This is a genomic window from Paenibacillus sp. HB172176, from assembly GCF_011947265.1.
Classification (GTDB): domain Bacteria; phylum Bacillota; class Bacilli; order Paenibacillales; family Paenibacillaceae; genus Pristimantibacillus.
This window is the reverse complement of sequence record NZ_JAATHD010000002.1, coordinates 299417-318582: the sequence shown is the minus strand read 5'-3', so window position 1 is coordinate 318582 and position 19166 is coordinate 299417. Positions and strand designations below refer to the sequence as shown.

24 protein-coding genes are annotated in these 19166 nt (G+C 49.5%); 21 read left to right on the top strand and 3 right to left on the bottom strand.

The genetic code is table 11. The annotated features are described in order from the left end of the window. Nucleotides 1-6: 6 nt before the first annotated feature. On the bottom strand, nt 7-1599 hold the full coding sequence (serA, locus tag HFP08_RS03845) for a phosphoglycerate dehydrogenase (RefSeq protein ID WP_168119188.1): 1593 nt from the start codon (nt 1597-1599) through the stop codon (nt 7-9). 244 nt (nt 1600-1843) lie between these two features. Further along, nucleotides 1844-2764, bottom strand: a complete 921-nt coding sequence (locus HFP08_RS03840) for a hypothetical protein (protein ID WP_168119187.1) — start codon at nt 2762-2764, stop codon at nt 1844-1846. 66 nt (nt 2765-2830) lie between these two features. On the opposite strand from HFP08_RS03840, the gene HFP08_RS03835 reads away from it, so the two are divergent. Further along, complete coding sequence (locus tag HFP08_RS03835) at nt 2831-3424, top strand: CPBP family intramembrane glutamic endopeptidase (RefSeq protein ID WP_168119186.1); 594 nt, start codon at nt 2831-2833, stop codon at nt 3422-3424. Nucleotides 3425-3664: 240 nt separating this feature from the next. On the opposite strand, the gene HFP08_RS03825 is transcribed toward HFP08_RS03835, so the two are convergent. Further along, the gene (locus tag HFP08_RS03825; protein ID WP_168119184.1) at nt 3665-4510 is read right to left on the bottom strand and encodes a polysaccharide deacetylase family protein; all 846 of its coding nucleotides are present in this window, start codon (nt 4508-4510) and stop codon (nt 3665-3667) included. A gap of 162 nt (nt 4511-4672) precedes the next feature. Here HFP08_RS03825 and HFP08_RS03820 point away from each other — a divergent pair, with 162 nt between their 5' ends. The 20 genes from HFP08_RS03820 (at nt 4673) to HFP08_RS03725 (ending at nt 19045) form a co-directional block, all read left to right on the top strand. Further along, nucleotides 4673-5008, top strand: a complete 336-nt coding sequence (locus tag HFP08_RS03820) for a hypothetical protein (RefSeq protein WP_168119183.1) — start codon at nt 4673-4675, stop codon at nt 5006-5008. A 198-nt stretch (nt 5009-5206) separates the two neighbouring features. Then, nucleotides 5207-5818, top strand: a complete 612-nt coding sequence (locus HFP08_RS03815) for a genetic competence negative regulator (RefSeq protein ID WP_168119182.1) — start codon at nt 5207-5209, stop codon at nt 5816-5818. 238 nt (nt 5819-6056) lie between these two features. After that, nucleotides 6057-6752 carry a glutamic-type intramembrane protease PrsW gene (prsW, locus tag HFP08_RS03810; RefSeq protein ID WP_168119181.1) on the top strand — a complete coding sequence of 232 codons (696 nt, stop codon included), beginning with the start codon at nt 6057-6059 and terminating at the stop codon, nt 6750-6752. Nucleotides 6753-6830: 78 nt separating this feature from the next. Further along, nucleotides 6831-6992 carry a hypothetical protein gene (locus HFP08_RS03805; RefSeq protein ID WP_168119180.1) on the top strand — a complete coding sequence of 54 codons (162 nt, stop codon included), beginning with the start codon at nt 6831-6833 and terminating at the stop codon, nt 6990-6992. A 103-nt stretch (nt 6993-7095) separates the two neighbouring features. After that, nucleotides 7096-8451, top strand: coding sequence for a germination protein YpeB (gene ypeB / locus HFP08_RS03800; RefSeq protein WP_346768714.1), 1356 nt, complete (start codon nt 7096-7098; stop codon nt 8449-8451). Nucleotides 8452-8538: 87 nt separating this feature from the next. Continuing rightward, the gene (locus HFP08_RS03795) at nt 8539-9192 is read left to right on the top strand and encodes a flagellar brake protein (protein ID WP_168119179.1); all 654 of its coding nucleotides are present in this window, start codon (nt 8539-8541) and stop codon (nt 9190-9192) included. A gap of 70 nt (nt 9193-9262) precedes the next feature. Next, nucleotides 9263-9472: a hypothetical protein gene (locus HFP08_RS03790; RefSeq protein ID WP_168119178.1), complete on the top strand. Its 210-nt coding sequence runs from the start codon at nt 9263-9265 to the stop codon at nt 9470-9472. 184 nt (nt 9473-9656) lie between these two features. Beyond that, nucleotides 9657-10355, top strand: coding sequence for a (d)CMP kinase (cmk, locus tag HFP08_RS03785; protein WP_168119177.1), 699 nt, complete (start codon nt 9657-9659; stop codon nt 10353-10355). 3 nt (nt 10356-10358) lie between these two features. Continuing rightward, complete coding sequence (locus HFP08_RS03780) at nt 10359-10934, top strand: lysophospholipid acyltransferase family protein (RefSeq protein WP_168119176.1); 576 nt, start codon at nt 10359-10361, stop codon at nt 10932-10934. Nucleotides 10935-11012: 78 nt separating this feature from the next. Next, the gene (gene rpsA / locus HFP08_RS03775; protein WP_168119175.1) at nt 11013-12248 is read left to right on the top strand and encodes a 30S ribosomal protein S1; all 1236 of its coding nucleotides are present in this window, start codon (nt 11013-11015) and stop codon (nt 12246-12248) included. Between the two features lie 255 nt (nt 12249-12503). Beyond that, nucleotides 12504-12998: a YphA family membrane protein gene (locus HFP08_RS03770; protein ID WP_168119174.1), complete on the top strand. Its 495-nt coding sequence runs from the start codon at nt 12504-12506 to the stop codon at nt 12996-12998. 212 nt (nt 12999-13210) lie between these two features. Beyond that, complete coding sequence (der, locus tag HFP08_RS03765) at nt 13211-14533, top strand: ribosome biogenesis GTPase Der (protein ID WP_168119173.1); 1323 nt, start codon at nt 13211-13213, stop codon at nt 14531-14533. Between the two features lie 12 nt (nt 14534-14545). Further along, the gene (gene plsY, locus HFP08_RS03760) at nt 14546-15145 is read left to right on the top strand and encodes a glycerol-3-phosphate 1-O-acyltransferase PlsY (protein WP_168119172.1); all 600 of its coding nucleotides are present in this window, start codon (nt 14546-14548) and stop codon (nt 15143-15145) included. A gap of 4 nt (nt 15146-15149) precedes the next feature. Continuing rightward, the gene (locus HFP08_RS03755) at nt 15150-16193 is read left to right on the top strand and encodes an NAD(P)H-dependent glycerol-3-phosphate dehydrogenase (RefSeq protein ID WP_168119171.1); all 1044 of its coding nucleotides are present in this window, start codon (nt 15150-15152) and stop codon (nt 16191-16193) included. Nucleotides 16194-16269: 76 nt separating this feature from the next. Continuing rightward, nucleotides 16270-16545 carry a stage VI sporulation protein F gene (locus tag HFP08_RS03750; RefSeq protein ID WP_168119170.1) on the top strand — a complete coding sequence of 92 codons (276 nt, stop codon included), beginning with the start codon at nt 16270-16272 and terminating at the stop codon, nt 16543-16545. Nucleotides 16546-16693: 148 nt separating this feature from the next. After that, nucleotides 16694-16990: a hypothetical protein gene (locus HFP08_RS29670; protein ID WP_481856533.1), complete on the top strand. Its 297-nt coding sequence runs from the start codon at nt 16694-16696 to the stop codon at nt 16988-16990. After that, nucleotides 16983-17279, top strand: a complete 297-nt coding sequence (locus HFP08_RS03740; protein WP_168119168.1) for a 2Fe-2S iron-sulfur cluster-binding protein — start codon at nt 16983-16985, stop codon at nt 17277-17279. Before HFP08_RS29670 ends, HFP08_RS03740 begins: the two co-directional genes overlap by 8 nt. A gap of 47 nt (nt 17280-17326) precedes the next feature. Further along, on the top strand, nt 17327-17950 hold the full coding sequence (locus tag HFP08_RS03735; protein WP_168119167.1) for a nucleotidyltransferase family protein: 624 nt from the start codon (nt 17327-17329) through the stop codon (nt 17948-17950). After that, entirely contained in the window at nt 17935-18279 is a 345-nt protein-coding gene (locus HFP08_RS03730) for a 2Fe-2S iron-sulfur cluster-binding protein (protein WP_168119166.1), read from the top strand. The genes HFP08_RS03735 and HFP08_RS03730 overlap by 16 nt, the downstream gene beginning before the upstream one ends. 19 nt (nt 18280-18298) lie before the next feature. Beyond that, nucleotides 18299-19045, top strand: coding sequence for a DUF3939 domain-containing protein (locus HFP08_RS03725; RefSeq protein ID WP_240941061.1), 747 nt, complete (start codon nt 18299-18301; stop codon nt 19043-19045). The last annotated feature ends 121 nt before the right edge of the window (nt 19046-19166 follow it).

Here is a 19166-nt window from a genome sequence, read left to right as displayed (position 1 = left end):
TTGCTTTTAAGGCAAGATGATTTCTTTGGCTGTATTAAGCTCCGGCATGCTTGTAAGCTGATCCAGCACATCTTTCGGCGTACCTTTGTCAACGCGCAGCACCATAATGGCGGATCCGCCTACCAGTTGACGTCCAACCTGCATAGTTGCGATATTGACGTCGTTCGTGCCGAGCAAGGTGCCGACGCGGCCGATAATGCCCGGCTTATCGTTATGCGAGATCAAGATGAGATTGCCTTCCGGCGTAACGTCGACCGGGTATTTGTCAATCTGAACGATACGGGGTCCATAGCCGGTAAGTAAAGTTCCGGATACCGAACGTTCTTCTTTCTTGGTGCGAAGAGCTACTGTAACAAGATTGGTGAAATCCTTGGCTGTATGGGATTTCTGAATAACGATGTTCACATCGCGAATTTTGGCAAGATGCATGGAGTTAACGACATTAACCTGCTCGTTGCCAAGATGATGGGACAATACGCCCCGCACGATATAACGAGTCAGAGGCTGCGTATCGAGCTCGGCGAGCTCGCCTGCGAAGCTCACGACGATTTCTTGCACGCCGCCTTCGGTCGATTGCGCGATGAAGCTTCCGAGCTTCTCGCCAAGTGCGAAGTAAGGCTGAAGCTTGCTTTGCAGCAAGGCAGGGATAGGAGGCATGTTCACGGCATTCATGAACGGCTCGTCCCGCAAAATATGAAGCACTTGCTCGGAAACGTCAATCGCAACATTCTCTTGCGCTTCTACGGTAGATGCGCCGAGATGCGGAGTGACGATGATTTTGGGATGCTTCAGGAAAGGATGATCCGCTGCGGGAGGCTCAACTTCGAATACGTCGAAAGCGGCTCCGGCGACAATTCCCTTGTCGGCAGCGTCAACCAAAGCGATTTCATCTATAATGCCGCCGCGAGCGCAGTTGATAATGCGCATGCCCGGCTTCATCACCTCGAACTGCTTCGCGCCGATCATATGACGCGTTTCCGGAGTAAGAGGCGTATGCACAGTCATGAAATCAGCCTCGCGAACAATTTCATCCACGCTTGCAAGCTTCACGCCCAGCTTCTCTGCGCGCTCTTCCGTCATGAACGGATCATAACCCATAATATTCATGCCGAATGCTTTGGCGCGTTTGGCGACCTCGCTGCCGATACGACCCATGCCGAGCACGCCCAACGTTTTATTGCGAAGCTCGACGCCGAGGAACGACTTGCGATCCCAGGTTCCGCTTACGGTTTTCAAATAAGCTTGAGGAATGTGGCGGGCAACGGCCATCATCATGGCGAAGGTATGCTCGCAGGTTGTGATCGTGTTGCCGTCAGGAGCATTGATAACAATAATGCCGCGCTGAGTAGCGGCTTCAAGATCAATGTTGTCAACGCCGACGCCGGCTCGTCCAACCACTTTCAATTTCTTGCCGGCTTCCATAATTTTCGCCGTTACGCGGGTTTGGCTTCTGACCAGCAACGCGTCGTAGTCGCCGATTATAGCCGTTAATTCATCTTCTGACAAGCCAGGGTTTTTGTCGACAATAATGTCTGCCGCATCAACCAGCTGCTGGATTCCCAAATCGCTGATGGGATCGGATACAAGCACTTTGTACATGTAAAACAAGCCTCCTAGAATAGGCGGAGCAAGCTGCCTCCGCTATAGTAATCTAAAGAATGAACAGAAAAACCCTCTTACCGCAGAGAGATTCCACAGCGGATCGAGAGTTCAATCTACGAACGAATTGGACTTTATTATTTTATAGCATGAACGTGGTGAATTGCAATGCTCAAACTTGAACAATTGTGAAAATTTCGTTATGATTCAAGCAGAATCGTCAGAGATCGCCGGCGATCGACAATCAATTCATCTCGGGAAAGAAAAAAGGCAATTGCGGCAATAATTCGCTCTTATAGAAACGGTCCTTGTTCATGTTGAAATCTCCGTTCCGCACGGCGTCGGTGTCAATAAGCAGGTCGGATACTTCAAAAACGGTCGTCAATTTCATCTGTGCAGCTTTGCCGGCGACGATGAAGTCGTCAATCCTGGCGGTCAGATCCTGTGGATAGAAAATGTTCATTTCACCGCGCTTCGCCAAATATTGAGTGAGAAGACTATTCTTAACGGTTAGAGGAAGCTTGCTCCATTCCGCCAGCTTGGGAGCAAGGCCGGCTGCGTTCTCATCCGGAATATCAGGATCGATGCTTGCCGCCCATTTCTGCATCGCGCTGTAATAAGCGTTCTGCGCCGACAAGGTTTCTTGTACCGCAGCCTTGTAATTTTTGTCCTCTCCGATTTTGGAGAGAAGCTCGCCGCCGCCGTACGTCTTCGACAGATCGGCAGCAGCGGTCGCAGCATCCTTGAACAGCATTAAACTTCTTATGTAGCTGATTTGAGCGTCGCTAATTAAAGGGGAAGCTTGCAAATCGTAGGATTTGGCAGCTTCGGCTTTCTGATCAGCGAGCTTCGCAAGGGCGTTGAAGCCTGATTTGGCATCTGCCATTTGTCCTTGACCGATCTTGGAAATGGTTATACTCCATTCATTCTGAAATTCGCGGAACGGCGTGAATACGGTATGATAGAAGGAAACGAGATCTTGCTGTTGATAAGGACTGTCAGGAACGAGCTTGCTCGCCTCGCTTGTCAGGTTCGCTTCATATTTGGCTTCCATTTTGTCGGTGCCGATTTGAACGCCGTAGAAGAACGCAGCGACTGCGCAAACTAGCATAAATACAAAACCAACACTGAATAACATCGCCGAATTCGTTAATCGTTTATCCATAATAATCTCCTTCTACAAAGGTTGTATACGTTCTCGTAATCCTACTTACAGACAGGGAGTTACTTAATGAAGAAATTCGATATTAGAAAAATTCGAGTCAAGAAGGTCAACGTGGACGACATTGACGATCGCATGCTTCTCATTAATTTATACGCCACACAAGCGTTTACACTTGTTATCGGTTTTATTTGGCTATTATTTCAGCGGCAAAGCCCCATTCGTCTTTTTTCTTTTGAGAAAAATGCCGAGTTTCTCTATTGGGGAGCGGGATTGGCTCTCGCAGTCATCGCTGCAGACTTGCTTTTGTCCCGATTTGTTCCCGAAGAGGCGTCGGATGACGGGGGCGTCAATGAACGCATATTTCGAACGAGACCAGTCTGGCATATCTTTCTTCTGTGTCTAGTCGTATCGATCTGCGAAGAATTGCTGTTCCGCGGCGCTGTTCAGACTGCATTCGGTCCGTATTGGACCAGTGTACTGTTCGCAGCGATTCATGTCCGGTATTTGCGCCACTGGATTCCTACGGGGCTTGTCTTCTCGATCTCTTACGGCCTTGGCTGGATTTACATCGAGTCCGGTACGATCTGGGCCCCTATACTTGCGCATTTTCTTATTGATTTCATTATGGGTCTTATCATTCGATTCAGGAGGGAATCATGAACAGGAAAGAAAGGCATAGCCGATCCTCAAAAACACGATCCCGTTCCCATGCTCGTTCAAAGGCAGACCCGATTGCAGCCGACGATGCATTGCAGCAGAGCCAACCCGAGGAGGGGAAACTTCCCTCCAGACGCAAAAAATTCCCATCCAGCATCAATAAAGTGAACAAATGGTATTATAATCTTCTGTTTGTGTTATTTCTCGCGCTTGTCGCGTTTTTGTTCTGGTACGGTCATAATTTCAGCTCGTAAAATCGGTATCGATCGTCTCTGGATCGATGAAGCCGTAGCCGGCATCCTCCAGCTTCGTTAGAAGCTCGTCAAGCGCATCGGCTGTCCATTGCAGCTCGTGCATGAGAATGTTCGCTCCTTTGTGCAACTGTTCCATCACGTTCTTGATGACCACATCCGGCTTGTTCTTCGCGGAGGCGTCCCAATCGAGCGATCCGTCCGACCATGTCATGTAGAGCATGCTTTGATCCGCTACATAGTCCTTGAGCTCTTGATTGCCGGCGCCGTAGGGAGGCCGGAAAAATGAAGGACGTTCGCCGATTAAGTCTTCAACCTGCTGAGATACATCTCCCACCTGCTTCTCAATAACCTCAATCGTTTCTTGCTTGAGGTTGATATGATCATAAGAGTGATTGCCGATTGTTTGCTTTCGCTCGTGAATAAGCTTCAGCAAATCGGGATTCTGCTTCACACGGTAGCCGTTGACGAAGAAGATTGCCTTGGCATGATGCTTATCCAGCGTATCCAGCAAGCTTGTAAGCACCTGCTTATTATGAGGGCCGTCATCGAAGGTAAGCAGAACGACCTGCGCGGGCGACAATTCGTTCGAATCGTTGATCGGGGCAAAACGATAGACGCTGCTCATTTTGTATAATTTCGTCTCGGTCGCCGGCGTAGCCGAAGGCGTCGGCTCGGGCGCAGTCGGAGCTGCGGTGGCCGTTGAAGTCGGAACTGCGGTCGCTTGGATCGTCGTCGATGCGGGTTGCTCGGCCGTCGTGCCGCTGCCGCTGTTGCTGCAGCCTGCGAGCTGCAAGGCGAGAATAACGCTCGCAGCGGTTTTCCATCTTTTTCTCATTCTCTCTCCCCTTTTCGCTAAAATCTTCGTTGTTTAGATCATATTCTACCATAATTCGCCCTTCAGATGAGCAGATTGATTTCCTTATTTTATATTGCATGGTCAGCACAGTTGGCGGTCAAACTAAAGGCGAAATCAATCGTAAGAAAGAGGTGGCCAGCAATGAGATTGAGCAGCATGCTATTCGGCGGTCTGATCGGCGCCGCGGCAACGCTATACATTTCGCGCAAGAAGCCGGGAGCGGCGATGAGGGCATCGAGAGCGGTGTCGGGCGCTCTTTCCTCGATGTCCGGGAAAGCGATGTCGAAGATGATCAATATGGACTGGAAGCATGGGGCGAACGAGGCGATGTCGCATGTCCCAAAGCCTACAGACGATACCGCAGAAACATCCGCCGGCGCTTGGGAACAGATTGAAGCCTTAATCGAGAACGATCCCGAGGTGAAGGCGGAAGTGGATCAGATAAAAGCGGAATCGTCTTCCAACATGACTCATTAATTATGAAGCCTGAAGAATCGTATGAGTTGATTCGCAGAAAGCGACCCTCAAAACGATTCTTTTTTTCGTTTATTATAGTGCATTCGCGAATAAGAAATGATAAAGTAAATACATAACTCGTATGAGTCCATTTTATTCACATTTGGGAAATAGATTCATACGCTGTTACAACAGACGCTGCTTAAGGAGGATCCTGTCATGAAAATCGAGCGGCTTAGTCAGGACAAGATTCGGATTTTTCTGACGTTCGACGACTTGTTAGAGCGGGGGATCCAGAAGGATGATATGTGGCGTGAGCCTCCGAAGCTGCATGAGCTATTTTTGGAAATGATGGAGCAAGCATACACAGAGCTGGGTTTTGACGCTGATGGACCGCTGGCTGTAGAAGTGCTGGCTATGCCTGCGCAGGGAATGGTCATAATCGTGACCAGAGGCAAGAGCAACTCCGCAGCAGACGGCGCGACTGAAGAGGATGACTTGGAAGATGACATATATGATATGGAAGTCACCATGGAGCAGACGGATATCGTGATGTACGCTTTTCGAGATTTTGAAGATGTGATTTCGGTCTGCAGGCAGCTTATGGCTTCAAGCTTCACTGAGGATGGGCGGCTTTATACGTACAATGGCAAGTATATATTGGCGCTGGAGCCCGCTTTGATTGATTCTTCCCGCCACAATGCCGTCATTGCGGTTTTGGCGGAATACGGGGATGCTACATCTGTTACATCAGCCATGCTGGAGGAATACGGGAAGATCATTATGCCGGAACATGCCGTGAGAGAAATTTGCAGTCATTTCCAGTTTTAACAGCCAATCAGCAGCATTGCTCCAACTGAAAGCATCAGCAGGCGACTGTGTCTGTTGATGCTTTTTTTTCTAGGCTCCTACAGCGGCAGCAAGCATCCTTCCGTGCATGCTCTATCCCGGTTTTCGTCAGGCTGTTTCGGAAGTTGTCAATCCCATGTATAATAGAGAAGTGATATAAATAAAGATCACTTATGAAATTCATCATATTGAACTACCTTTATAAGAAAGCAGGGACGAAATGCTTATGTTCTCCGTTCTCATCGCGGCAGCAGCGCCTGGCGTTTCACTGCTTACCTATTTATATTTGCGCGATCGTTACGACGCAGAACCGATTCATATGGTGCTTCGCATGTTCGTGCTCGGCATTCTTATCGTCATTCCGATCATGGTGCTGCAGCGCGGTCTTGAGTTATGGCTTGGCGACCAAAGCTTGATAGCTTCGTTCGTGCAGTCTGCGGGCGTCGAGGAATTTCTGAAATGGTTTGTATTATTTCATGTTATCTACAACCATACCGAATTCGACGAGCCTTACGACGGCATATTATACGCTGCGGCCATCTCGTTAGGCTTTGCCACGACCGAGAATATTCTATACGCCATCTATTCGCCGGCTTCCTTCGGCTCGTTGCTAGCCAGAGCGCTTCTGCCGGTATCCGGCCATGCTTTGTTCGGCGTTATGATGGGCTATTATTTGGGCAAAGCGAAGTTCGCCGCGAAGCGAAAATCAGTGCAGTTTCTGTCAATCTCGCTGTTGCTTCCATGGATGCTGCATGGTTCGTTCGATTGGATTATAATTGCGACCAACAAGGATTGGCTTTGGTTCATGGTGCCGTTCATGCTGTTGCTGTGGATTTGGGGCTTGCGCAAGATGAAATCTGCCCACGAGCGTTCGCCTTACCGTTTCGTCGCAAGAGAAGATGAGGTTAAATTGTAGGAAATCCGTCTATACTTCCATTATAGAGGTTGATCAAACCCTCACTTATAATCACGCTCGGGAGGTAAGATTGAAGGTATGGACGCGGTACGTATCAAGGTTACGATTCGCTGCAATGTGTGCGGCGAGAAATTCGTTTTAAGGGGAAGACGCGATAAAGGAACGATTGACACTGGCTTCAAGCAATGCATCTGCAATAATACAAGCGATCTCGATATTGAAGAACATATCGGCATCTGAAGCAAATGAACTTTCCTTTCTAACAAAAAGATACAGAAATGCATAAAGCTCCTTGCTGGAAACCAAACTAATATCAGGTTTGGCACAGAAAGGAGCTTTTTGTATGATCTATCGCAGACTCAGCTCGATCATGTTCCCTATTACAGCCATTTTGCTCATCGGAGCCATGTATTGGGGATATCAGGAGCATCAAGAGAAGAACGAAGTATTGATCAAAGCGGAAAACAATTATCAGCGCGCATTTCACAATTTGACCTTTCACGTAGAGAAGCTCCATGAACAGCTCGGCAACACGCTTGCCGTCAATTCTACTTCCATGGCTTACCATCGAAAAGGTCTGGTCAATGTCTGGAGACTGACAAGCGAGGCTCAGAACGAGATCAGTCAGTTGCCGCTAACGTATTTGCCTTTTGGCGATACGGAAAACTTTCTTTCGCATATATCGAATTTTGCCTATAAAACCTCTGTGCGCGATCTGTCAAAGCAGCCTCTCTCTCAGGATGAATTCAAAACCTTGAAGGAGCTGTATGACAAATCGGACGATATCGCAAAGGATTTGCATCAGATGCAGGAGGATGTCATGACGCATCAGATGCGATGGATGGACGTGGAAATGGCGATAGCCGCGGATCAGCAGGAGGGGCAAAATCCGTTCGTTGACGGACTGCGTTCCCTTGACGGCAAGGTGAAGGCATACCCGGAGCTTAATTGGGGTCCCTCCGTCAGCAGCATGTACGAGAAGCGCTCTATCACGATGCTGAGCGGCGACAATGTCGAACCTGCCGATATTAAGAAGAAAGCCGCGCAAATGACGAATGTCGATCCATCGCTCGTAGCTGTGACGGAGAATGGCAAAGGAACGGAATATTCTTCTTACTCGGCTGTTGTGAACGCAGAGGAACCCGATCGACGGATCCAGCTTGATTTCGCAAAAAAAGGCGGTAATTTGCTCTGGATGATGAAATCAAGGCCGATCGGGAAGCAAACGGTCGATTTCGAGAAAGCAAAGGCGGCATCCGACGCGTTCCTCGAAAAAAACGGCTTCAAAGACATGCAGGCGGTCAATTACGATCAATTCGACAATTCGGGAACATTCACCTACGTGGGCAAGCAGAACGGCGTTCTGATCTATCCGGACAAGCTGAAAGTGAAGGTAGCGCTGGATAATGGCGAACCGGTCGGCATTCAAGCCGGCGATTATGTGTACGAGCATTACAAGCGGAAGCTTCCAAGTCCAATCATGACGAAGGAGGAAGCAGCCAAGGCGATCAATCCGAATATGAAGGTGAAGAAAGTCCAGCTTGCTCTCATCGACTCGGAAACCGGAAATGAAGCCCTCTGTTATGAATTCACAGGCGCGATTAACAATAGCGATTACCGCATATACATTAACGCAGAGACAGGCATTGAAGAATCTATCGAAACAATCAATCCGGCGGATGAGAAGGCGTCTCAATAGCAAAATTCTCTTTGTTTTCGCTAATATCGATATAGCCCCCCTTTCCTACTCCATGGTATAATGGCGGTACTATGGGGGGGACAAGTTTTGCTGCCAAAAGTTAATGAAATGCTGTATTATCACGTCGCTTCCTCGGATGAAGCGGAGGCAACGATTGAATATCGTTCAAGAATAGCCGACGAAACGCAAGATACATTATTGATTGAATATCCGCTGAACGAAGCGACTGGCCGAATGAAGCGCTTATATCTGGGCGATGAGTTGTCGGTTTATTTCGTTTCTTCAGACGGGGTCAAGCATTATTTCGATTCTCATGTTACAGGATTCGTAGAGGATACGATTCGACAGGTCGTATTATTGAAGCCCGACCCTGCCAAAATTACAACGGTACAGAGGCGAAGCTTTCTTCGCGTATCTGCCGAGCTCGAGCTGGCCGTCAAGGTTTCCGCGCAAGCGCGTTTCGTCTGTCTGACGGATGATATCGGCGGCGGAGGCATTTCCTTCATATGCGATAGTAAATGGGCGCTGCAGACCGGTCAGGAGATGGAATGCTGGCTGCTCATCCCTTACAAGAACGGATCGATCGAGCACGCGTTTCTGAAAGCGGAGGTTGTTCGCGTCAAGACGCTCGAAACCGGAAGGCTCCAGGCCATGCTGAAGTATATTAGCATTACCGAAACGGAGCGCCAGAAAATTATTCGTTTCTGCTTCGAGAGACAGCTGGAATTCCGGAATCGATAAACATTCGATGAATAGATCGCTTCAATCGCGGGAAACTAAATGCAGTTTTTGCCGGAGGGAGCGATTGGAAATGACCAAGAAAACGGAATGCAAGCAAGCGAGAGCCGATTTCGGCGCGCGCAGGCTGCTTCTCCTCATTGATGCGATAAGCGGTCATCTCAAAAAAACGGTTATTCTTTTACTTGTCCTGCTTTTGATTTCACAAATGCTTCTGCAGGCGGACTCCTTCCGCCATTGGCTGACAAGCGCGAATCGGTGGGAAGGAACCCTCTTGAACTAGCTCTTCTCTTTTTGCATCTGCACTCAAACTGTGGTATAATTTTCACGTTCGCAGGCAAAGCCTGCTTTTTCTTTGAATTCTAAGCTGTTATAGGCTATTGCGTCGCTATCAACTTGGAATTCATCTCCATAGACCGTTTTCATGTTGAAGGCGTCCGTCTTGATACGAAGGAGGTTGTCCGTACGTGGCGCAGCAAGAGGGCGACAGCGGTAATATCAACATTGCGATTGACGGACCGGCAGGCGCAGGCAAGAGCACGGTGGCGCGCAAAGTCGCCGACAAGCTCGGTTATGTCTATGTCGACACGGGCGCAATGTACCGAGCCGTAACATTGAGCGCGCAGCGCTTGGCTGTTGCAGCAGATGATCATCATGCTTTATCCGCTTTGGTGAAATCTCTTAAGATCGATCTATTGCCGGGCGAGCAGGGTCAATCCGTCTACGTGAACGGCGAGGATGTCACGAGCGGTATTCGTTCACGAGAGGTGACGAGTCAGGTTTCTTATTTCGCCGCCAGCGGCATCGTGCGTGAAGTGCTGAGCAAGATGCAGCGCAAGCTCGCGGATCGCAAAGGCGTCGTAATGGATGGCCGTGATATCGGCACGCATGTGTTGCCGAAGGCCGAATTGAAAATCTTCCTGACGGCAAGCGCAAGCGAGAGAGCGCTGCGCAGATTTAAGGAATTGCCGGCTAATGATTCAGTATCCTTGGAGCAATTGGAGCAAGAGATTAGAGAGCGTGATCGTTTGGACGAGCAGAGAGAAATTTCTCCGCTTATCAAGGCCTCCGATGCAAAGGTTCTCGACAGCAGTCACATGACGATTGACGAAGTTGTCGAAGCTATTGTGAAATTAAGCCGAACCAAATTGGCGGAGGCGAAGTAAACTATGTCATATGTATTTTTTCGGTTTCTTCTCCGAGTGATCTATAGATTTCTGTTTCGATTGGAAGCGAAGGGCTTGCATCATATTCCGAAGTCAGGACCGGTTATTCTTGCATCGAATCATATTAGCAATCTGGATCCGCCGACCATCGGTGTGCTGGTTCCTCGCAAGGTTTACTTTATGGCGAAGGAAGAGCTGTTCAAAATTCCGATATTCGGAGGGTTGCTGCGTTCCTTCGGCGCTTTCCCTGTAAAGCGAGGGGGAGTCAGCAAGGAAGCGATTCGCTCAGGCATTAATTTGCTGAAAGCGGGAAATGTTATGGGTATCTTTCCCGAAGGCTCCAGAAAGACTCCGGGAGCTGCCAAAAAGGGAACCGCGATGATCGCCATGCGAAGCGAAGCGTTAATTGTGCCTGTCGCGATTGTAGGCGGATATCGATTGTTCAGAAAGACGTTGGTTTGCTATGGCGAGCCCATTCAGTTAGCGGCCATTATTGATTTATCATCGCCGGATGCGCTCGAGCAAGTAACAGAGGTTGTCATGGCCAGAATCAACGAGCTGGCTGCGCAATATCATTAAAATGCGTTTTAAATGCTGAGCGGCTGACGCCGCCGGATTTAAATAAAGTTGGGGTATGAACTGAGGAGGTAATTTTCAATGTCAGAAGAAATTAATGTGCAAGAAACGGCAGCGGAGGAAGTTAGCCAGGATCAAATGGATAATCTAATGTCTTTGAAGAAAGGCGACTCCGTTAAAGGTACGATCGTCAAAATCGAGGATAACCAAGCTTATGTAAGCCTTGGATATAAATATGACGGTGTCATTCCAATCCGCGAGCTGTCCAATGTGCAAGTGGAGAACGCGGCTGACGCTGTTGAAGTCGGCCAAGAGGTTGAACTGAAGGTTGTCAGCATCGATGACAACAAAGAAAGCCTGGTGCTTTCCAAACGTTTGATTGACGGAGAAAAAGGCTGGGAAGAGATTCAACAGCGCTTTGAAAGCGGAGAGGTGTTCGAGGTTGTTGTAGCAGATGTCGTAAAAGGCGGACTCGTCGCCGATGTTGGCGTTCGCGGCTTTATTCCGGCATCCATGGTTGAGCGTCATTTCGTCGAGGATTTCAGCGATTACAAAGGCCGTACGCTTCGTGTGAAGGTGAAGGAGATCGATACGGAGAACAAGAAAGTTATTCTTTCGCAGAAAGAAGTTCTTGATGCCGAATTTGAGCAGAACAAACAAGAAATTATGGGATCGCTGGAAATCGGTCAAGAGCTTGAAGGTACGGTTCAACGATTGACTCCTTTCGGCGCTTTCGTTGATATCGGCGGCGTTGACGGTCTTGTCCACGTTTCTGAAATCTCCTGGCAGCATGTTGCTCATCCGAAGGATGTTGTTTCCGAGGGCGACCAAGTGAAGGTGAAGGTTCTTAAAGTAGATCCTGCCGCCGGCAAGATTAGCCTGAGCATTAAAGCCGCTCAACCTGGACCATGGGATACGGCTGCTGGTCAATTCAATGTAGGCGACATCGTTACAGGCGTTGTTCGCCGCATCGTAACTTTCGGCGCTTTCGTTGAAATCGCTCCAGGCGTTGAAGGTCTGGTTCATATTTCGCAAATCGCTCATCGTCACATTGCCACTCCTCACGAGGTACTGAAAGAAGGTCAAGAAGTTAAAGCGAAAATTCTTGATTTCAATGCCGGAGAGAAACGTGTCAGCCTGAGCATCAAGGAAACGGAAGAAGCTCCTGAGCAGCCTGCTGCAAGCTCCAGACCGGAACGCGCTCCGCGCTCGCCGAAGATGGAAGAAATCAATAATCCGAACGTCAGTCTGAACAGCTCAAGCATGAGCTATTCTCTGGGCGAACGTTTTGGCGACAAATTAAGCAAATTGAAATAAAAATGTTCTTTTTGAACAACCTCTTAGACGAATGGAAAGGCTATTCCTGCGATTATTTGCAGGAATAGCCTTTTTGCTTTGGCGCATAATAGGAAGCACGAGGTGATGATAATAATGAATGCAGGGTATACGTCGATGTTAATCCTTATCTGTCTTCTCATTCTTATCGCAACGGGTTGGCGGCCTTATCTTTCACAGCAGGCTGGAGGGCGATCTCTCATTTTCCTATGGATTACGACAACGCTGCTCTTCTACATGCCGTTATGGTGGCGTCCAAGCTCTGCTTATTCCGCTTTTGAACTTCATATTGGAATTTGTATCGTTCTACTGGCTTCTATAGCTTCGATTTGGAAGTCCAAATCAACGAATAATCGCGTTTATTTAATGGTTTGCAGTGCATTGATTGCGATTTTGTGGGGAGGAATTCATAGCTTATATGCCCATGATCCGCTGTTCTTTCATTTGGATGCGAGCTGGGGAGGGCCTGTTCTCTGCGGAATATTATGCTGCTCGTTTGCGTCTGATTTGCATCAGCAATTCAGTGTTATCGCGCTTGGCGCGATCATGGGAGAATTTCTATCAGCATGGCTTGACGCCGGTTCCTTCACTATGCGAATTGGCGGTTTATTCTGGTGGGACAGCGTATGGGCGGCCGTGGCTGCGGCATTGCTAATGACGCTACTGCAACGTTTTGGCAAGAGGATGTTTTTGAAGATAGGAAGGGCCTCTCTTAAGTACAGAAAGAATTGACGATTTCCTGCATTCGACATCAGGAAGCGACAGCCGTCGATAGATATCGATCATTTCCATGAATCGTGTTGGTTCTCGCGACATGGGGCTTCAATCTGCAGAGATTGACATGAAATTTAACTGAGAAACGAGAATATGAAATGTTAGCCAAGAGCGTTCTTTTTTGCTATGATGGTTATCGTGAGAATTGAAGAAGGAGTGAAAAACCAATTATGGCAAGACCCGTTATCGCGATTGTTGGTCGACCGAATGTAGGGAAATCGACTATTTTTAACCGTATAATCGGTGATCGTCTGGCAATCGTTGAAGATAAGCCCGGCATAACGCGCGATCGAATATACGGAACCGGAGAATGGAACGGCAAGGCATTCAGCATTATTGATACAGGCGGCATTGAAATCGACGGCGAGGATGAGATTATGAAATCCGTCCGGATGCAAGCGGAGTTGGCGATTGAAGAGGCCGACGTAATTATCTTCATGACCGATGCGAAAAGCGGACTTACAATGTCGGATGAAGAAGTGGCGCAAATGCTTTTCCGCTCGCGCAAGCCGATCGTTATGGCCGTGAACAAAGTCGATAATGAGAATCGGCATGACGATATTTATGAATTTTATGGACTTGGATTCGGCGATCCGATCGCTATTTCCGGAGCGCATGGACTTGGTATCGGGGATTTGCTTGATGCGGCCGTTGAGCGATTGCCGGAGCTTGAGGATGATGGCTACGACGATGATGTCATTCGAGTGGCATTGATTGGCCGGCCGAACGTGGGGAAATCTTCGCTTGTCAATGCTTTGCTCGGGGAAGATCGAGTTATTGTCAGCAATGTAGCGGGGACGACGCGAGACGCGATAGACACGCCGTTCGAACATGACGGTCAACGTTATGTTCTGATTGATACGGCAGGCATGAGAAAGCGCGGCAAGGTGTACGAATCGACGGAAAAATACAGTGTTATGCGCGCCATGAAAGCGATCGAGCGGGCTGATGTTGTGCTGGTGCTCATCAACGGAGAGGAAGGCATCATCGAGCAGGACAAGCATATTGCGGGCTATGCTCATGAGGCCGGGAAAGCTTCCGTCTTTGTTGTGAACAAATGGGATGCGATCGACAAGGATGACAAAACGATGATTCGATTCAGTCAAAATATTCGCGATCATTTTCTGTTCATGACCTATGCTCCGATTGTTTATTTGTCTGCACTGACCAAGCAGCGCTTACATAAATTGCTGCCCGTCATTAATCATGTGTCCGAGCAGCATGCGCTTCGCATACAGACGCATCTGCTCAACGACGTCGTGTCGGATGCGGTAGCGATTAATCCGCCCCCGTCGGACAAAGGCAAGCGGCTCAGAATTAATTATGTGACACAGGTCGCGACGAAGCCGCCGACAATTGTATGCTTTGTGAATGATCCGGAGCTTATGCATTTCTCGTATGAACGCTATTTGGAAAACAAAATTCGCGCCGCTTTTGATTTCGAGGGCACGCCGCTCAGAATCTTTACAAGGCGCAAATCGGATGAGGATTAGGGGAGAAGAAGCTTGCTACCAGATATCATCGCAGTTGTTGTTTGTTATTTGCTAGGCTCGTTGTCATTCAGCATTCTGATTGCCAAATGGGTGAAAGGTATTGATATTCGTCAGCACGGCAGCGGCAACGCCGGGGCGACGAATACGTTAAGAGTGCTCGGGAAGGGACCTGGCATTCTGGTTTTCCTGCTGGATATCGCGAAAGGTGTCGCGGCTGTGTTCATCGGACGGCTGCTGAGCGACGATTCATGGGTGCCTGTACTATGCGGTTTGGCGGCGATTATCGGTCATAACTGGCCTGTGTGGTTTCGCTTCAAAGGCGGCAAAGGAATTGCTACGACAGTTGGCGCGATTGCTACTTTGGCGTTTGTGCCGGCTCTATGCGCGGGCGTTGTAGCGATAGCGGTAATCGCCGCGACAAGGTACGTATCCCTCGGCTCTTTGTTATTCGCCATCTTCACGCCTTTATTCATTCTATTCTTCGACGCGACGGCTCCCTTGCTGAGCGGGGCAATTGTTCTGGCCATCTTCGCTATCGTTCGCCACCGAACGAATATCGTGAAGCTGCTGCAGGGCACGGAGAGAAAGCTGGGCGAAAGGAAAGGAGCTTGAAAGGATGAGCATAGAGATAGAGGCGCATAAAGACTGTAAACGCAAAGCGGCTGTTATCGTTGGGGGAAGCTGGGGGACGGCGCTCGCTTCCGTGCTTGCCTGCAACGACTTTGATGTGCAAATCTGGACGCGCAGCGAAGAGCAGGCGGCCGAGATCAACGACCGGCATACCAATAAGAAATATCTTCCGGGAATCGAACTCTCTTTATCCATATCGGCAACTACGAATATAGAGCATGCCTTGCACGATGCCGAGCTGGCATTATTCGCAGCGCCGTCCGGAGCAATGAGAGCGGTTGCCTCTATGGCGGCCCCTTTCCTTGAAGCGGACACGTTATGCGTTCATGCGACCAAGGGCTTTGAAGCCGAATCGCTGAAACGGATGTCGATTGTGCTATCGGAGGAATTGCGTCGTCCGGCGGAATCCATTGTTGTCTTATCGGGGCCGAGCCATGCGGAGGAGGTCATTCGCAAGCAGCCGACGACAGTCGTTGTCGCGGCAGAGAAGCTGAGCGCTGCCGAACAAGCGCAGGATGCCTTCATGACACAAGCATTTCGGGTCTATACGAACAACGACGTCGTTGGCGTAGAAGTCGCTGGAGCGATCAAGAATATTATCGCGCTTGGAGCAGGGCTGACGGATGGGCTTCAATTCGGCGATAATGCCAAGGCGGCTTTGCTGACACGAGGCTTGGCTGAGATTAGCCGACTGGGCTCCGCTTTGGGAGCGAGTCCGCTTACCTTCGCGGGGCTTGCCGGCGTCGGCGACCTCGTTGTTACCTGCACCAGCAAGCACAGCCGCAATTGGAGAGCCGGCTATATGCTCGCGGACGGCACGCCGCTCTCTGAGGTGCTAGAGCGCATGGGCATGGTTGTGGAAGGCGTGCGCACGACCAAAGCCGCGTACAAGCTTGCCAAGGATGCGAATGTGGAGATGCCGATAACGGAGCAGCTCTACGCCGTCCTGTTCGAAGGAAAGTCGCCCAAGGATGCGGTCGAGCATCTTATGGGCCGGTTGAAAACGCATGAAATAGAATCGTTCGACTGATGTCACCCGCCTACACCAATGATGACCGCTCCTCATATGATGCAAGGAGCTCAACCATCAGAGGAGGGTGGAACACTTGTCAAAAGGAATACCGAAGGATGTACTCGGAGCGATTAACAAAAAAACGGGCAGCAATATTAGCGAAAATGCCGTTAAAAAAATAGCAAGCGGCGTTGATGCCGGAACCCTGCAAAGCGAAACTGAGCTTCGAAAATTGATTAAGCAGGTCGCTGACATGGCGAAGATCAAAGTAACTGAATCGACAATGAACGATATCGTGAAAGCCGTTAAAGCAAGCGGAATGAGTCCGTCAAGCATGGAGTCTCTGATTAAAATGATGACGAAAAAATAAGTAGTCCGGCAAAAGCGTGCGCAGCGGCGATAGGTGAAATTGCTTATTTGCCCGGCGCCATGCTTTTGTCGTTTTTTCGTTGCTTCAACCTTCAAAATTCGTATTATTGTCGACATTTTATTCGTTTCCTCGGCAGGCTGATGTTATAATGAAAGAGCTTGAATACGCAAAGAGGCAGGGAGTAGATAACGAAGATGGACGGAATGACAAAGATGTGGATTTCTTTAATCGGCATCGGAATGATGGCCGTTGCGGCATTCCTCATAACGATCGCCAGATTGAAAACAAAAGGCATCGTAAAATTTATTTTATCGACAATTGCATTTCTATTATTGTTCCTCGGCTTTATCTGTGGATTGATATCGATTACTTGACGGGAACACTACATAATGCGCGAAAGCGAAATCGACACAAGGATAAGGAGAATCCAGGAGCTTATGATTGAATTAAAGGGTAGAACGATACAGAAAGAAGTCGAAGCGGAAGCGGGACTCAGTCTTCTTGATCTGGCAATGAAGAACGGCGTCGACTGGAGCTTCTCCTGTACGCGCGGAACCTGCGCGCGTTGTCGCTGCCTGGTGACGGAAGGCATGGAATTCCTCGAAGAAATTACAGACGAGGAATGGGATCGTCTGGAGCCGGAGGAATTCGAGGAAGGCTATCGGCTTGGCTGTCAAGCTATCGTGAAGGAAAATGCGGGCCGAATAACGGCAGCGAATAAAACTTACTTTTAGCGAGACTGCGCATGCAGAATAACCTCACAAAAAAAGGATGTGCCGGCATGGACGATTGCTCACAAATTCATCATGCGCTGGCTGCAATTGCTAACAACGCGGAGTCTGGAGCCTGGATTCTCGGGGGCAGCGCGGGCTTGCTGCTTCGCGGTCTGCCGCTTGTCGAGGCGCCGAACGATATCGATATTTATTGCGATCGGGAAGATGTGACAGGGCTTCATGAGGGGTTAAAGGAATTCGCTGTAGATGCTCCCGAATACAGCGAAACAAAGCTGTACAAATCATGGCTGAGCCATTATGTCATAGATGATGTCCGCGTAGAGCTGGTCGGCGGCTTTCAGGTAGCCTCCGAGGGCTGCCGCTATCTTACGAAAGTGAAGGGGCTGCTGATCCCCTATAGCGGGAAGGCGGAGGTTTCTGCCTCTTCGTCGGCTAAGGAAATTCCAATTGTTCCTTTGGCGCATGAGCTGTGGTTTAACCGAATGCGCGATCGAATGGACAGGGTAAGTGTTATTTGCGAAGCGTTCGCCGCGCAGCCTTGGATGCATGAGGCTGCTCTCCGTGCAGTCGAAGCGGATGAAGCGAATCATTTCACAGCGACTATTGCCGGCGAGCTGCATCAGTGGTTGAAGGCTCCAGGAGAGGGGGAAGGAGCTTGGAGGCGGAAGTGAAATTCTATCCATCGGGTCGCACCGTGAAAGTAAGACGCGGAACAACCGTGCTTGACGCGGCCCGCAGAGCCGGCGTGACGATCGCGACGCGCTGCGGAGGCAAGGCCGCCTGCTTCATGTGCAAGGTGAATGTGCGGCCCGGGAGCGAGCTCATGCCGATTGGCGATATCGAGAGAAGAAAGCTTGCCGGTCTTGATGAGAGCGGCGTCCGACTCTCCTGTCAAACCCGGGTGACGGGAAAGGCGGAGATAGATGTCCCTCTGGATCCTTTGCGCGCGGCAGTTGCGAGACAGCTGGCCCGGCAGAAGGAAGAGGATGAATTGTGGTAAGAAATGGAGGATTAATCATATGGAAGTTCTACCAAGGGCGGTCGCGCGCTCATGGATGAGAGCCGCGGCCGGTTCCGCGCTGCTGCTGCTCTTCGCGGGGCTGCTGTCGGGTTGCTTGTATCCCAAGGATCAATTAAGGCAGAACGGCGCCCCGAAGGAAGCCGTCCGTAATGTGCAGGGCGCAATCGATCAATATTTTGGGGACACGGGTTTGCTGCCGATCAAGAACAGCTCCGAGGATGTGCCCCTCTACGAGAAGTTCAAGCTTGACTTCGTGAAGCTTCAAAGGGAAGGCTACATAGGCGATATTCCAAGCGCGGCATTCGAGAATGGCGGCAATTATTATTTCCTCATTATAAACGAAGAGACGGATCCGACGATTAAGCTGATGGATATTGTCGTCTATCAGCAGATTAACGATTTGCAGAAAGCCGTAGACGCTTATAAGAAGAAGGAGGGGCAGCTGCCGAAGGGCGAGGCGGCGTATCCCGGCTTCTATACGATCGATTATAAGAGTCTTCCAGTGAAGGAGCCTATTATTCGCAGCGAGTTCTCCGGACATATCTTGCCTGCAATCATTGACGATAACGGCACGGTATATACCGATTACGCCGTCGATATTATGCAGCAGCTCATCAAGCTTGGCGACGCCAAACCTCCCGTTGACGATTTGCGGGCTTTGCTGGTGGACAATTCGGACTACGTGCCTGTGAAAGCGCCGATCTATAGATGGAATGACGGCGACCCAGAGGCCGTGGCCTCCTGAACCCTGAACCTTCTCCGCAATGAGCGGAGGAGGTTTTTTTTGCGATGATCGTCATAGATTTCCGCAATATCTCATATATTTCAATCTTGGAAGGGAAGCTTGTGAAAAGGTTGCATCAAAA